The organism is Microbulbifer hainanensis (assembly GCF_014904735.1).
Classification (GTDB): domain Bacteria; phylum Pseudomonadota; class Gammaproteobacteria; order Pseudomonadales; family Cellvibrionaceae; genus Microbulbifer; species Microbulbifer hainanensis.
Window position 1 is genome coordinate 185,278 of record NZ_JACZCR010000031.1, and the last position, 14,636, is coordinate 199,913.

Consider the following 14,636-nt stretch of genomic DNA (forward strand, 5'->3'; position numbering starts at 1 on the left):
TGTTTGAGTGCTTGGAATAATGTATTCTCTTTCACAATCCTACCGCACTAGAGTGCGATAATCGCGCAGAACTGGAAGTTGGCCGCGCAGTTGGTGTGCGCGCGGTCGGAGCGAGAGAGATGAGAATAACAACAATCCTGTCCGGCCTTTGCCTGGCGATATCCCTGAGTGCTTTCGGTAGCGAGTTGCCGGCCCCGTCGGCTGCGCCGGTGTTCACGACCGATGTTCCCGGTATCAGTGAAGAGATGCTGTCGGCCGATTTCTGGATCCAGCGTATCGAGCGCGACCAGACCCGCATGTCGCCGGCGGATATAGACCGCTTCAACGCCGCCAGCTTTGCCCGCGGCGAATACCTCAATGATCTCAATCAATACCCGGACCGTATCAGTCGCGCCCGCGTGCTCGAACTGCTGGACGGGACCAGCCGCCTGCCGAATGCCCCGCGTTTTTACGCCGATGGGCGCAAAGTGCCGCAGCAAGATTTTGCCGCACTGCAGGCATCGCTGCAGCGCGATGCCGTGCCCGGAGAAGTGGAGGTGCGCTGGGGATTGGTGGTCAAGCGCGCGAGCATGCGCGGTTTCCCCTCGGATACGCCGATCTACAAGAACCCGCAGGACCTGGATCTGGATCGCCTGCAGGAAACCGGCGTCTTTCCCGGCCAGCAGCTAGCCCTGTTGCACGAGAGTGCGGATGGCAACTGGTGGTTTGCGGTCAATTATCATTACGCGGCCTGGGTGCCCAAGGCTGCCGTGGCGGTCGGTGAGCGCGCTGAGATTGAGAGCTGGCTGCAGCGGGACCGGCGCCTGATGGTGACCGGCGCGCAGGTCGAGACCAATTACAACCCGGAAGATCCGCGCACATCTCGCCAGCTCCTCGATATGGGGGTGTCCCTGCCTCTGCTCAGTGCGCGCGATGTTGGCCATTCTGTGCACGGCCAGAATCCCTACGCGAGTTATATTGTCAGCCTGCCGGTGCGCGGCAAGGGTGGCGGCCTCGAATTCGAGCCGACGCTGATTGCCCGCGGGCGGGACGTGCGGGTAGGGCCCTTACCGTACCGGCCATCGCTGGTCCTGCGCCAGGCGTTCAAGTTTCTCGGCGAGCGCTATGGCTGGGGCCACGATTACAATGCGCGCGACTGCACCGGCTTTGTCGGCGACGTTTACAAAACATTCGGTCTGCTGATGCCACGCAATTCGGGGCAGCAGGGGCAGGGCAAGTTTGCGCCCACCCGTTTTTTCGAAGACGGCGATCGCGAAGCGCGCCTGCAGGCGTTGGAAAAGCTCAAGGTCGGGGATCTGATTTACATACCCGGCCATGTCATGATGTATATCGGCTCGGTGGATGGCGAACCCTACGTGATTCACGATGTCACCGGCCTGAGTTATTTCAAGGGCGATGGAAGCCTTTATCGCGGTACGCTGAACGGCGTTTCGGTAACTCCGCTGAAACCTTTGCGGCTGAGCCGCGAAAAAAGTTTTATTGACGGCATCTACGCCATAAAAACAATCATCTGATCGGTACCGCCATGAAAATTGTTGACGTCAAACTGGGCATGCTGAAAGTGCCGCTGATCACTCCGTTTAAAACTGCTCTGCGCACGGTTGAGTGCGTGGAGGATGTCATTGTGATGCTGGAGACGGACACCGGTCATATCGGTTACGGCAATGCTCCGGCGACGGCGGTGATCACTGGTGATACGCACGGCTCGGTGATCGAGGCGATCCGTACGATTTACACCCCGCTGCTGCTCAACCGCGATGTGGCGGATCTCAATCGCCTGACCCGGGAAATCGGTGCGGCGATGATCAACAACACCAGCGCCAAGGCCGCGGTTGAAATTGCGCTCTACGATCTGTTTGCGCAGAGCTACCAGACACCGCTCTACCGGCTGCTCGGCGGCGGAGAAAGTAGCCTGACCACGGATATCACCATCAGCGTCGACTATATCGACAAGATGGTCGCAGATGCGGAAATGGCGGTCGAGCGCGGTTTTGAAATCCTCAAGCTGAAGGTCGGCAAGGATATCCGCCTGGATATCGAGCGTATCAAGGCGGTGTATTCCGCGGTAAAAGGGCGCGCACTGCTGCGCCTCGATGCCAACCAGGGGTGGAGCCCGAAGCAGGCCGTGATGGCAATCCGCAGCCTGGAAGAGGCCGGTGTATTGCTGGAACTGGTAGAGCAGCCGGTAAAGGCCAGCAACCTCGAGGGAATGCGTTATATTTCCGAGCGGGTAAAAACGCCGATCATGGCGGACGAAAGTATTTTTGGCCCGCTGGAAGTTATGGAAGTGATTCAGCGGCATGCGGCGGAGATCATCAATATCAAACTGATGAAAACCGGCGGTATTTCCAATGCGCTGAAAATTGCCGATCTGGCCGGGCTCTACGATATCGAGTGCATGGTCGGTTGCATGCTGGAGACCAGCATCGGCGTTTCCGCAGCGGCCCATGTTGCCGCGGCCAAATCGCCGGTAGTTTCAAAACTCGACCTGGATGTGCCTTCCCTTTGCCAGTTTGACCCGGTTATCGGTGGCGCAACCTATAAAGATGCGGATATCATTCTTAACGAAACCCCTGGACTGGGCATTGAGAAGATTGAAGGCTTGCAGTTGCTGGCGTAGCCGCCGGTTAATTGCGCCGCGGAGCGACAAGGCATGACCTGTTTACTGAAGATGCGCGCGATGCGCGACCAGATGTCGGTCAACGAACGGAAAATCGCAGATTTTGTTCTGGAGAATACCAAGTTGTTGCGGGATTACTCCTCGCAACAGTTGGCCGATGTGGTCGGGGTCAGCCAGTCGAGTGTGGTGAAGTTTTCCCAGAAACTCGGCTACAAAGGTTACCCGAGCCTGAAGCTCGCGGTTTATGAAACCTATGCCGGTGCCGCCCAGGTGTCGGCCGGTGAAGACGACGCGCGGCCGCGCTTTGGTAAGAGCGATACGCTGCTCAGCCAGCTGGGGCAGAAAAAGCTCGAGGTGCTGGAAAATACCGCCCACATCAATGAAGCCGATCACCTGAGTGCCGCGGTCGCTGCCATCCGCAACGCGCGCTGCATCCAGATTTCCGCCTGTTCTGGTTCCGCCGCGGTCGCACAGTATTTTACCTATCAGTTGCTGGAGCTGGGTTGCTGGGCGGTTTTCGACCAGGGCGGGCGCCTGCAGCAGAGTATGGTCAACTCCCTCAGCGATGAAGATGTGTTGTGCATCATCTGCGACCTGGGCGGGGAAGAGTCTCTGGTGGAGGTGGCCAATAGAGCCCGCGAGCGCGGTGTGAAAGTACTGAGCCTGACCAGATACAACTACAACGCGGCCAGTATCCATTCGGATATCCGCCTCTATGTCGTCCCACCTGAAGAAGATCAGGGGATGCAGCGTCTGCTGTATCGTTCGGCTCAGCTCCACGTTATGGAAACCCTGATCAGCGGCCTGATCTCCAGCGATCAATGACACCGCCGCCGCGCCATCTGGTGATCGTGGGAGGTGGCACGGCCGGCTGGATGGCGGCCTGCACGCTGCAGAAAGCCTGGGGTACGGACTGCAGTATTACCCTGGTTGAGTCTCCGCGGATCCCAACCGTGGGTGTGGGGGAGGGCTCCACACCACTACTGCAGCAGTTCTTTGCCGGCCTCGGTATTGCCGAATCCGAGTGGATGCCCGCCTGCGATGCGACTTACAAGGCCGGTATCCTGTTCGACCGCTGGACCGGCGACGAAAACTTCCGCTCCTATTTCCATCCCTTTTTCTCCGCACTGGATTTGCAGCCCGCCGAGCAGTTTTTTACCAACTGCAACGCGCGCCGTCGCGGCCGGGCCTGTGATACGCAACCCGATCACTATTTCGTATCGGCCAGTGTGACCGCCCAGGGGCGCGCGCCAGTGCCCCGCCAGACGCTGGCGCACCCGGTGGATTACGGCTATCACTTCGATGCGGGCAAGCTGGCGGCGTTCCTGCGCGGTTTTGCCATCGGGCGCGGGCTCGAGCATGTCCTGGATGACGTTATCGGTGTCGAGCAGGGGGAGACGGGCGAGATCGCTGCGCTGCAACTGGCTGAGTGCGGGCGCCTGGCGGCGGACTTTTTTGTCGACTGCACCGGTTTCCAGAGTCTGCTGATGGAAAAGACACTGGGTGTGCCTTTCGTTTCATTCGGTGAAAACCTGTTCAATGACGCTGCTGTCGCCATCGCGACGCCGGTCGATGAAGCGGCGCCGCTGCAACCGCAAACCCGCTCCACCGCATTGAGTAACGGCTGGGCTTGGCAGATTCCGCTGCAGAGCCGCCGCGGCAACGGCTATGTCTATTCTTCCAGCCACATCAGTGCCGAGGAGGCCGAGCGGGAATTGCGCAGGCACTGTGGCGCGGCGGATTCAGTGCCCGCGCGACACCTGAAAATGCGTGTGGGTCGGCTGCAGCATCACTGGCACAGGAACTGCCTGGCGGTGGGTCTGTCGCAGGGCTTTATCGAACCCCTCGAGGCCACGGCGCTGATGCTGGTGCAATTCACCGTGGAGCAATTCGTGCGGGATTTTTCCCGCGGCGCACAGGAATCCTACAATGCCGCGCTGAACAGTATGATCGAGGGCATTCGCGATTACATCGTCGCCCACTACTTGCTCAATACGCGCGGGGACAGTGAGTACTGGCGCGCGTGCCGCGAGGATGCCAGGCCCAGTGAAAACCTGCGCGCGCTGCTTTGCGCGTGGGACGGTACGGGCGATTTCGATGCGGCGCTGCACGCCCAACGCCAGCAGCAGGTTTATCTTCGCCCCAGCTGGTATTGCATACTGGCGGGAATGGGGCGCTTCCCGCAGGCATCCGTTGCGAAGGCGGGCGATCAGTCCCGGCACAGTGCCCTGGATTATTGTCGCCGGGCGGCTACCGAGCTTTTTCTCGATCACCGTGAACAGCTGGCGCGCCTGCCCGGTTGACGCTTCAGCTCTCCTCCAACAGTTTCCAGTCGAGGTGGTAATCCCACTGGTCGAAGTACAGGTTGCCCCCGCGCCACTCCACTTCGCCGCGTTGTGAATCCACGGTTTCCGAGCGGAAATGCTGTTTGGCCGGCTGAAATGGCTGGCTGTAATCCGTGTTGAAAATCAGCCGATAGGCATCGATTCCACCAAGATAAAACCAGCTTGATTTTTCGTCGGCGCTGCCGAGCAGTCCGTGGGTTACGTCCATTGGCAGCCAGCCGTAGGGGGCCAGGTAGAGCTCCCCCCAATCGTGCATCGTATCGAATGCAGCGGGAGAGAATTCCCAGCCGGACTGCCAGCGGGCGGGGATGCCGTTCATGCGCAGTAACGTGATCAGCAGCAGGGTCTGCTGGCCGCAATCCGCGTGTCCGGCTTCCGCGGCATACTGACTGATATCGCGGATGGTGGAATATTCACGCGCGCCGGCCCAGGGAATGCTGTCGACATGGGCAAACAGTTTGCGGGCGATACGGTAGGGGTTCTTTTCGTCGCCGACGATGCGTTCGGACAGAGCGCGCAGTTGCGGGGTAAAGCGGAGATGCGGGGCGCGTTCCTGCAGGAAGGGGGAAACGTCATCCGGTAGTGATGCCTGTGCGGTGCGCTGCGGATCGATAGGGGTGTAGCTGGCAATACTGTCGAAGCGGTAGCTGACCCGGAATTCGGTGGCCTTGCCGGCGCGCGCGGGCTGTTCGAAGTAGATGGTGCGCTGGGCCTGCTGTTCCGGAGCCAGCTGATATTGTTCCGGTGTGGTTTGCAGTAACGTCACCTGTTCCTGGCGCCCCGGAATGGTTTTCGGAAACGGCAGCCATGCGCGGACCGTCTCGCCGGCCGGCACTGCGTCGGGCTCTACTGTCACTGAGTAGTCCACGCGGAAACTGCGCCGCGGCGCAGTGGCAGCCGCCATGATATCCAGGTGGTGCGGGTTCAGGGCGTACAGTGGCGCCTCGTCGGTAAAGCGTGTGTGGTTGGGGTTGCGCGCGGCTGCTTTATCGGAAATCTGCACCAGATTGTAGGCCGCCTTGCGGAAAAAGCGGCGCTCGCCATCGATGACCATGGATTCCAGCAGACCCTCGCGATCCCATTGGCGGATATCGTCTTCGCTTGCGTCCGGAATATAGCGGTGGATCGATGCCAGCAGGTCTTCCCGCTTGATGGTGAACTCCATTTCGATGCGGCGCATGCGTTCCTTTTCAAACAGCAGTTTTGACTGCAGCGGTTGTGCCGGGCTCCGGCTCAATATTTTTTTTATCTGCGCGCGCGCCTGCTGGTAGCTCCCCTGGTCGACGAGGCTCTGTACTTCTGTGAGCGGATTCGCATGGGTGTTGCCGGTGCAGGCAATCGCAAGCAGGGCGGAAAAGATCAGGGACAGCTTGTGGGTGAGGCGGGGGTAGGGCACGGCTGCACTCCGGATTATTTGCTGGGTTGGAATAAATTATATTTACAGTGTAATCCTAGGTTGATAAATTATTCTGTTGTGGTGTCGGCGTCAAGGAATCTCGCGGGCATCGCCGGCAAATCAGGGATGTTTCTCCAATGCGCCGGCCGACTAATCCGCGGAGGCATAAGAATGAAAAAAATCCAGGTTGTTGTCCTTGTCTGTGTCAGCCTGCTGGCGACTGCCTGCTCCAGGCAGCCGGAATCGCGCAGCGAAACCGTGGCCACCATCGAGAAAATCCTGCGAGAAGAGCGGGTGCCCGGTGCGGCAGTGGGGATCTGGCACAAGGGCGAGCCGGTGCTGCTGCGCGGTTTCGGTGTGACCGACGTGGATCACCCGCACCCAGTGGATGCGCAGACGCTGTTTAAGCTTGCATCCACCACCAAGGCGTTTACCACTGCCGGGCTGGCGCTGCTGGTAGAGCAGGGCAAGCTGCAGTGGGACAGCCGGGTTGTGGACTACCTGCCGCAATTCCGCCTCGAAGATCCGTGGATTACCAGAGAATTCCGCGTGGTCGACCTGCTGACACACCGTTCCGGCCTGGGCGCCGGTGCCGGCGACCTGATGCTGTGGCCGCAACCGAATCACTTTACCCGGGCCGACGTTCTGTCCGGGCTCGCCTATCTCCCGATTACCGGCAGTTTCCGCGCCGACTACGCCTACGACAACCTGCTCTATATTGTCGCCGGTGAATTGATCGCGGCGGTTTCCGGTGAGTCCTATGAAGATTTCGTGCAGGACCAACTGCTGGAAAAAATGGATCTGCAACACTGTTTTGCCGGCCCGGTTCCGGAGTCCGCACGGGACAACCTCGCCGATCCCCATCGCCTGGAAAATGGCCAGTTGGTGGTGGATACGGCCAACCTCGCTGGCGACGAGCCCATAGTGCTGGCGGCGGCCGGGGGCATGCACTGTAGCGCCGAAGATATGCTGCGCTGGCTGCGCACCATGCTTGCCGGCGGTGTTACACCGGACGGTACGCGCATCTTCAGCGAGGAGTCTCGCGATCGATTGTGGCAACCGGTCACGCTGATGCCGATGTCACCGGAACGGGCCGAGCGCGACGGCGGCCACTTCTATGCCTACGCGCTGGGCTGGCGCGTGCAGGATATGAACGGCAAGCGCGTGCTCCACCATACCGGTTCGCTGTCGGGTATGTACGCCTGGGTCGCCGTGGTTCCGGAAGAGGATCTGGCCATGGTGGTACTGATGAATCGCAGTGCCGGCGTTGCACGCCAGGCGCTGATCTACAGCTTGCTGCGCCCCTATCTGGGTGATGAACACCGGGACTGGCTAGCCTACTTCCAGGATTTGTACGGCGGCGCCACCCAGCCGGCTGAACCGGAACACTATCCGCCGCCCGAGAGCCTGGCCGAGGTTTCGGACACCCAGTTGTCCGGCAGCTACCGCGACCCCTGGTTTGGCGAAATCCGCATTGCCGGTGACGGCGACACGCTGCGCTGGAGTTCACAGAAGTCCCCGCGCCTCGCCGGGGACCTGAGCCAGGCGGAACCGGGCGTGTGGAGCCTGCGCTGGGACGACCGCAGCCTGGAGGCGGATGCCTGGTTGATCGCGCAGCGCGATGAACAGGGCCGGCTGGTATTGACCATGCAGCCCCAGTCCCGCGGTGTGGATTTCAGTTACGACTTTCCCGACCTGCGTTTCGAACGGGTCGACGGCGGCCAGCAGATGGTCGGCAGTGTACAGGCCGGACAAAGTGTACAGAGCGGACAATAAGGAGCCGAAGATGCAAAGACGCACCCTGATCAAATCCCTGGTGTCCGCGCCGCTGTTGAGCGCGCTGGCTGGATCCGCCGCTGCGGTGCCGGCGACCGGAGAGCTCCTGCGCCCGGCGCGCCTGCGCCGCGGCATGACCGTGGGCCTGGTAACACCGGCGAGCAACGCCTGGGAAGACGAGGATATCCGCTTCGCCATCGACGTGGTGAAATCTCTGGGCTTCAACGTCAAGGAGGCGGAGCACCTCTATCAGCGCACCCAGTACCTGGCGGGGCCGGATGCGGCGCGCGCCCAGGATATCAACGCGATGTTTGCCGATACTTCCGTGGACGCGGTTTTCTGCCTGCGCGGCGGTTACGGCACGCCGCGTATTCTGCCGATGCTGGACTACGACACGATTCGCAGTAATCCCAAAGTGCTGCTGGGCTACAGCGATATTACGGCGCTTTTGAATGCCATATACCAGCGCAGCGGCCTGATCACTTTCCACGGACCGATCGCCGCGCAGAATTTCACCGATTACACGCTGGAAGAATTCAGCAAGGTATTGGTGCGCGGCGAGTCACCGGTGCAGATCGGTGCGGCACCGCCTTTTGAAGCGGGGCCCGGCCGCGCCGAGCACAAAAACCGTCTCACGCTGTTTCGCGGTGGCAAGGCGCGGGGGCGGCTGATTGGTGGCAACCTGTCGCTGATCTGCAGCCTGCTGGGTACCCCGTTTGAGCCGGACTTCCGCAATAAAATTTTGTTTCTTGAGGATGTCGGTGAGGCCCCGTACCGTATCGACCGCATGCTGACCCAGCTTTGGCTGGCGGGCAAGCTGGACCAGGTGGCCGGACTCGCTTTCGGTAAATTCACCGAAACGGATACCGACGGCAATACATTCAGTGTGGAGCATGTGCTGCGCGAGCGCTGTGCCGGACTCGAAGTGCCGGTGGTGCGCGGCCTGATGATCGGTCACGTGAAAGACCAGACCGTCGTGCCGGTGGGGGCCATGGCGGAGCTGGACGGCGATAGCGGCGCACTGCGGATACTCGAATCTGTCGTCAGTTGATGGCAAAAGGGCGCCAGCCGGTTACCATCTGCAACCGGGCCGATCGCTGACTGCGCATTGGCCCGAGTGATCACTGCCAACCCGGTCGCAGCGACGCCCGGTTGGTGTAAACCAATAATAACGATTAGATGCTGTATGACGGAATTAACCTGGATCACCCTGTTGCCGCCCTTCATTGCCATCGGGCTCGCACTTTTTACCCGTCAGGTTTACCTGGCACTCTTTGCTGGCATTTGGCTCGGCTATTATCTGCTCAACCAATCCGGAGTGCTGCCGTCGCTGGCCGAAGCACTGGACGGCGTTCTGGCGGTGCTCGCGAGTCCCGGCGATGCGCGGGTCGTGATGTTCACGCTGGTGATCGGTGCCTTTATTGTCACGCTGGAGCGCTGCGGCGCAGTCAGTGGCTTTGTGCAGTTTCTCGACCGCAGTCGCTGGGTGACCAACGGCAAGCGCGCCCAGTGGATGGCGTGGCTGGTGGGTATCATCATCTTCATTGAGTCCAATATCACCGTGCTGGTCGCCGGTACTGTGTCGCGACCGCTGTTTGACCGATTCAAAGTATCCCGGGAGAAACTGGCGTATATCATCGATTCCACTTCGGCACCGATCTGTATGTTGATTCCGCTGAATGCGTGGGGGGCCTTTAACCTCGGACTGCTGCAGGGGCTGGATGTGACGGATCCGCTGAAGGTATTGCTGGCGAGCATTCCATTGAATATCTACGCCATCACTGCGGTGGCGATGACCGCATTTGCCATTTCGCGCAACTACAATCCCGGACCAATGGCCGCGGCGGAAGCGCGCACGGTGGAAGACGCGAAAGACGGTCTCGATATTCCATCGGCAATCGGTGAGCGCAAGCACGTAAAACCGCGGTTGATGAACATGCTGCTGCCGGTGCTGACCCTGATTCTGGCAATGCCCATCGGCCTGTGGATCACTGGCGACGGTCACATCTTCTCCGGCTCCGGTTCCACCTCGGTGCTGTGGGCATCGCTGGCGGCGTTGACCGTAGTATCGGTGCTGGTAATGATTCAGCGCAGCATGACACTGGATGAACTCAGTCACACCTGGATGGAAGGGGCGGGGCGCATGCTGCCGCTGGCCATCATTCTGGTGCTGGCGCTGGCACTGGGATCCGTTTCCAAAACGCTGGGCACCGGCGACTATGTCGCTGGCATGGTGGGTGATTCCATTCCAGCGGCACTGCTGCCGCTGGCGATCTTCTTAGTCTCCGGTGTCATCGCTTTTTCGGTCGGCTCCAGCTGGGGCACTTTCTCGATCATGTTGCCGATCGCCGTTCCGGTAGCCACGGCGATGAATGTGGATCCGACCCTGTTCGTGGCCGCGGTGTTATCCGGCGGTGTTTTCGGCGATCACGCTTCGCCGATTTCCGATACCACGATTGTTTCGTCCCTCGCCGCAGGAACGGAACATATTGATCACGTGCGGACACAGTTGCCCTACGCACTGCGGGCCGGCGCCATCAGCGCAGTCGGTTTCGTACTGCTGGGATTTTTCCTGCTCTAACTGCGGAATGTCACGATGATGGAATGTTGTATTGTCCTGGTAACCGGTGACCGGCAGTTTGGCCAGCGCTGGGTATCGGAGTTATCGCAGGTGGTGGATAGCGATGCGGCGGCGCCATTGCAGTTGCGGTTCAGCTTTTGCGATCCGCAAGCGCTGGAGGCGCAGCTGTGCCGCGGGGAAACCCAGATTGTGGTACTCGACGACGGGGATCTGGATGCGCAGATGCTTGCGGAATGCCACGAGCAGATTCGCGACCGCCGGGCGGAAATCGACAGCGTCTTGCTGACAGCCGCGCGCGTGCCGGCACAGAACCGCGATTATGAAAGTGTTATCTCCCGCGGCGAGTCCAATTACGGCGTGGTCTACCGCACGCTGCGCCGTATTTTACTCGAGCGCACGGCCACACCATTTGCCGACGCCCTGCGCGAATACGTATACGCCGCGCGCGATTCCTGGCATACGCCGGGGCACTCCAGTGGCGACAGCCTCAGCAGCAGCCCCTGGATTGCCGATTTTTACCGGTTTATGGGCGAGCATATTTTCAATACGGATCTGTCCGTCAGTGTGAAAATGCTCGATTCCCTGATGGACCCGGTCAGTGTCATTCGCCAGTCCCAACAGCTGGCGGCGCGGACCTTTGGCGCCGCCCACACTTATTTCGTCACCAACGGCACCTCAACCTCGAACAAGATCGTGCTGCAGTACCTGCTGCGCAGTGGCGATCGCGCCATCGTGGACCGCAACTGCCACAAGTCCGTGCACCACGCCATGATCATGAGCGGGGCTCTGCCGGTCTACCTGGAATCCGCAGTCAACCAGGATTACGGAGTTTATGGCCCGGTGCCGAAAAGCCGCATCTTTGCCGCCATCGACGCCACGCCCGATGCGCGGCTGCTGGTACTGACTTCCTGTACCTACGATGGCCTGCGTTACGACCTGAAATCCATCATCGACTACGCACATCGGCGCGGGCTGTATGTGCTGATCGACGAAGCCTGGTACGCACACGGCCGCTTCCATCCGGATCTGCGCCCGACGGCGCTGGAGTGCGGGGCGGATTTTGTCACCCAGTCGACCCACAAAATGCTCTCGGCATTTTCCCAGGCGAGCATGATTCACGTGGGGCAGGGCGTGAAAGATTTTGATCCGGCGGGATTCCGCGAGGATATCAATATGCATACGTCGACCAGCCCCCAGTACGGCATGATTGCCAGCCTCGATGTTGCGCGTAAGCAGATGAGTATCGAGGGCTACAGCGTAATGCAGCGCACCCTCGATTTTGCCCGGGATCTGCGCGAGTTCGTGCGCGAGCACACGGCGTTCCGGCCGCTCGACGCCGCTGAACTCTGCGGCCAGGAACTGGCGGACGACGCTATCCTGCTCGACCCCACCAAGGTCACCATTGATGTCGGCTTTGCGGGCCTGTCGGCGCCGGAGGTGCAACTGCAGCTGTTCAGCCAGTTCGGCATCCAGGTGGAAAAAAATACCCACAATACGCTGTCGTTTCTCGTCACCATCGGCACCACGGAGAGCAAGGTCCTGCGTCTCAAGCAGGCACTGCGCACGCTGTCGGAAACGCGCAGTGCGATGCAAAAACCCGCTGCCGGCCAGGCGCTGCCGCCGTTGAGTGAAATCCGGGTCCTGCCACGCACCGCGTATTTCGCCCGCGGCGAGAAACTGGCGCTGGGCGGCGAGGAGGGTAAAGCTCTGGTGGGGCGTATCGCCTGTGATGAAATAGTGCCTTACCCCCCGGGTATTCCACTGCTGGTGCCAGGTCAGCTGGTCACCGAGGAAATTCTCGCGGCGATCAATGCATTTGTACATGAACGTGAAGATCTCGAAATGCACGGCCTGCGCAAGAACGCCGGCCGCCCGGCAATGCGGGTGATGTTGCCGGAAGAGGCGGATAAAGGACTGCAGGAACGGCAGTCGATTGATTGACCCGGTAATCAGATAGATCGGAACCATCAGGTTGATCGCCGGGCTGATAATAACGGGGGCATCATGAAACAGCGCTTTGGGTGGCTGCTGATCGGCTTGGCGGCGACAGCCTGTGCCGGGACTGCCGGGCGAGCAGATCCGGGGCTGGTACCGGTCACCGGGGAACATATCCGGGTGGAATTGCGCTATTTCAGCGGGGAGAACCTAGTGGGCGAGCGATTGGACGGCTATCGCGCGAATCGCTGCCTGCTGGTTCCGGCTGCGCGGGAGGCGCTGCAGAAGGTCGCCGCCGATCTGGCTGCGCGTGGACTCGGCCTGGTGACCTTTGATTGCTATCGCCCGCAGCGCGCGGTGGATCATTTCGTGCGCTGGGCCGGCCAGCCGGAAAACTTCAGTACCAAGGCCGCGTTCTACCCACGGGAGGAAAAAGCCCGGTTGTTCGAGCACGGTTACATCGCCGCCCGTTCCGGGCACAGTCGCGGCGCTACCGTCGATCTCGGCCTCTATCGGCTGAACGATGGTGGGTTGGTCAATATGGGTACGTCCTTCGATTTTATGGATGCGCGCTCGGCCACCGATTTTGCGCTGGCGGATCGCGAGGCGCACGACAACCGCATGCTCCTGCGCGATACCATGACGGCACGTGGTTTTCACAATTATCCGCAGGAGTGGTGGCACTACACCTTCAAGCCCGAGCCCTGGCCGGATCATTATTTTGACGTGCCCGTGCAATAAAAACTGTGAATGCGCTGTGCTACCGCGATGCGATGGCGATGTGATGATGATGGAGAAACCATGCAACTTTCCCGAATTTTCACTCTTGGACTGACTCTCGTACTCGCCATCGCCGGTGCACAGGGCAGGGCGGCGGAAAAGCTCCGCACCGGCGCGGAACAGCCGGAGCGCTACCTGTCTCTGTTGGCAAATAAGCCGGTGGGGCTCGTCGTCAACCAGACTTCGCGGGTCGGGGATGAGCACCTGATCGATTTCCTGCGGAAACGCGGTGTTGATATCACCCGTATTTTTGCCCTGGAGCACGGTGTGCGCGGCAATGTGGAAAATGGTGGTCATGTCGACAGCGGTATCGATGGGCCTTCCGGACTGCCGGTGGTTTCCCTGTACGGTAAACACCGCGCGCCTCAATCGGAGGATCTCAAGGGGCTGGGCTGGATGGTTTTCGATGTCCAGGATGTGGGTGTGCGTTTCTATACCTACATCAGCTCGCTGCACTATTTGATGCAGGCCTGCGCCGACAACGACGTGCCGTTGCTGGTGCTCGACCGCCCGAATCCGAACGGCGATTACATCGACGGGCCGGTATTGCAGCGGGAGTTCCGCAGCTTTGTCGGTGTCGACCCGATTCCGCTGGTGCACGGACTGACGGTGGGTGAACTGGCGCGCATGATCAACGGCGAAGGCTGGCTGGATAACGGCGCCCGCTGCCGGCTCGAGGTGATTCCGGTCGCCGGCTATCGCAAGGCCATGCACTACGCGCTGCCGGTCAAGCCCTCGCCGAACCTGCCCAACGACCTCGCTATCCGGCTGTACCCGTCACTGGCACTATTCGAAGGGACCTCGGTCAGCATCGGCCGTGGCACGGATTTTCCGTTTCAGGTGGTCGGCCATCCCGCGGATCGGCAGGGTAAATTTTCTTTTACGCCGCACCCGGTCGCCGGAGCGAGCGAGAATCCAAAACATAACGGCGAGCGGGTGCGCGGTGATGACCTGCGCGGTGCGCCGGCGGACAGCCGCTTTACCCTGAGTTACCTGATCGACTGGTCCCACCGCACGGGCCAGTCCCGCAACGCCTTTTTTACCCGGCCGGCCTTTTTTGACAAGCTCGCCGGCACTGATCAATTGCGGCGAGCGGTAGAGGCGGGGGCCAGCGAGGAGGAAATCCGCCGCAGCTGGCAGCCGGCACTGGCGCGCTTCCGCCAGCAGCGCCAGCCCTACCTCCTGTATCCGGAGCGCTGAGTG

General features: G+C 60.5%; 11 protein-coding genes. 10 read left to right on the forward strand and 1 reads right to left on the reverse strand.

Features of this window, described 5'->3' with window-relative positions; all coding sequences use genetic code 11:
• The first annotated feature begins 119 nt into the window (after positions 1-119).
• From IG168_RS12850 to IG168_RS12865, 4 genes are read left to right on the forward strand one after another with little or no spacing between them, the layout of a single operon-like run.
• Positions 120-1,514, forward strand: a complete 1,395-nt coding sequence (locus tag IG168_RS12850; RefSeq protein ID WP_193164803.1) for an SH3 domain-containing protein — start codon at positions 120-122, stop codon at positions 1,512-1,514.
• An 11-nt stretch (positions 1,515-1,525) separates the two neighbouring features.
• A complete protein-coding gene (locus tag IG168_RS12855) occupies positions 1,526-2,620 on the forward strand; it encodes a dipeptide epimerase (protein ID WP_193164804.1) in 1,095 nt (364 codons plus the stop codon).
• Positions 2,621-2,653: 33 nt separating this feature from the next.
• Complete coding sequence (locus IG168_RS12860; RefSeq protein WP_193164805.1) at positions 2,654-3,445, forward strand: MurR/RpiR family transcriptional regulator; 792 nt, start codon at positions 2,654-2,656, stop codon at positions 3,443-3,445.
• The gene (locus IG168_RS12865) at positions 3,442-4,923 is read left to right on the forward strand and encodes a tryptophan halogenase family protein (RefSeq protein WP_193164806.1); all 1,482 of its coding nucleotides are present in this window, start codon (positions 3,442-3,444) and stop codon (positions 4,921-4,923) included. Before IG168_RS12860 ends, IG168_RS12865 begins: the two co-directional genes overlap by 4 nt.
• A 4-nt stretch (positions 4,924-4,927) precedes the next feature.
• On the opposite strand, the gene IG168_RS12870 is transcribed toward IG168_RS12865, so the two are convergent.
• Entirely contained in the window at positions 4,928-6,361 is a 1,434-nt protein-coding gene (locus IG168_RS12870; protein ID WP_319024702.1) for a transglutaminase-like domain-containing protein, read from the reverse strand.
• Between the two features lie 171 nt (positions 6,362-6,532).
• On the opposite strand from IG168_RS12870, the gene IG168_RS12875 reads away from it, so the two are divergent.
• The 6 genes from IG168_RS12875 to IG168_RS12900 all read left to right on the forward strand — a co-directional run bounded on the left by IG168_RS12875 (position 6,533) and on the right by IG168_RS12900 (position 14,633).
• Positions 6,533-8,137 carry a serine hydrolase gene (locus tag IG168_RS12875; protein ID WP_193164807.1) on the forward strand — a complete coding sequence of 535 codons (1,605 nt, stop codon included), beginning with the start codon at positions 6,533-6,535 and terminating at the stop codon, positions 8,135-8,137.
• A gap of 10 nt (positions 8,138-8,147) precedes the next feature.
• A complete protein-coding gene (locus IG168_RS12880; RefSeq protein WP_193164808.1) occupies positions 8,148-9,188 on the forward strand; it encodes a S66 peptidase family protein in 1,041 nt (346 codons plus the stop codon).
• 135 nt (positions 9,189-9,323) lie between these two features.
• On the forward strand, positions 9,324-10,718 hold the full coding sequence (locus IG168_RS12885; RefSeq protein ID WP_193164809.1) for a Na+/H+ antiporter NhaC family protein: 1,395 nt from the start codon (positions 9,324-9,326) through the stop codon (positions 10,716-10,718).
• 15 nt (positions 10,719-10,733) lie between these two features.
• Positions 10,734-12,659: an aminotransferase class I/II-fold pyridoxal phosphate-dependent enzyme gene (locus IG168_RS12890; protein ID WP_193164810.1), complete on the forward strand. Its 1,926-nt coding sequence runs from the start codon at positions 10,734-10,736 to the stop codon at positions 12,657-12,659.
• Between the two features lie 63 nt (positions 12,660-12,722).
• Complete coding sequence (locus IG168_RS12895; RefSeq protein ID WP_193164811.1) at positions 12,723-13,394, forward strand: M15 family metallopeptidase; 672 nt, start codon at positions 12,723-12,725, stop codon at positions 13,392-13,394.
• Between the two features lie 60 nt (positions 13,395-13,454).
• Positions 13,455-14,633, forward strand: a complete 1,179-nt coding sequence (locus IG168_RS12900) for an exo-beta-N-acetylmuramidase NamZ family protein (protein WP_193164812.1) — start codon at positions 13,455-13,457, stop codon at positions 14,631-14,633.
• Positions 14,634-14,636: the final 3 nt, after the last annotated feature.

Coding starts and splice junctions, on each gene's coding strand:
- IG168_RS12850 (WP_193164803.1), top strand. CDS start 120: ATGAGAATAACAACAATCCTGTCCGGCCTTTGCCTGGCGATATCCCTG.
- IG168_RS12855 (WP_193164804.1), top strand. CDS start 1,526: ATGAAAATTGTTGACGTCAAACTGGGCATGCTGAAAGTGCCGCTGATC.
- IG168_RS12860 (WP_193164805.1), top strand. CDS start 2,654: ATGACCTGTTTACTGAAGATGCGCGCGATGCGCGACCAGATGTCGGTC.
- IG168_RS12865 (WP_193164806.1), top strand. CDS start 3,442: ATGACACCGCCGCCGCGCCATCTGGTGATCGTGGGAGGTGGCACGGCC.
- IG168_RS12875 (WP_193164807.1), top strand. CDS start 6,533: ATGAAAAAAATCCAGGTTGTTGTCCTTGTCTGTGTCAGCCTGCTGGCG.
- IG168_RS12880 (WP_193164808.1), top strand. CDS start 8,148: ATGCAAAGACGCACCCTGATCAAATCCCTGGTGTCCGCGCCGCTGTTG.
- IG168_RS12885 (WP_193164809.1), top strand. CDS start 9,324: ATGACGGAATTAACCTGGATCACCCTGTTGCCGCCCTTCATTGCCATC.
- IG168_RS12890 (WP_193164810.1), top strand. CDS start 10,734: ATGATGGAATGTTGTATTGTCCTGGTAACCGGTGACCGGCAGTTTGGC.
- IG168_RS12895 (WP_193164811.1), top strand. CDS start 12,723: ATGAAACAGCGCTTTGGGTGGCTGCTGATCGGCTTGGCGGCGACAGCC.
- IG168_RS12900 (WP_193164812.1), top strand. CDS start 13,455: ATGCAACTTTCCCGAATTTTCACTCTTGGACTGACTCTCGTACTCGCC.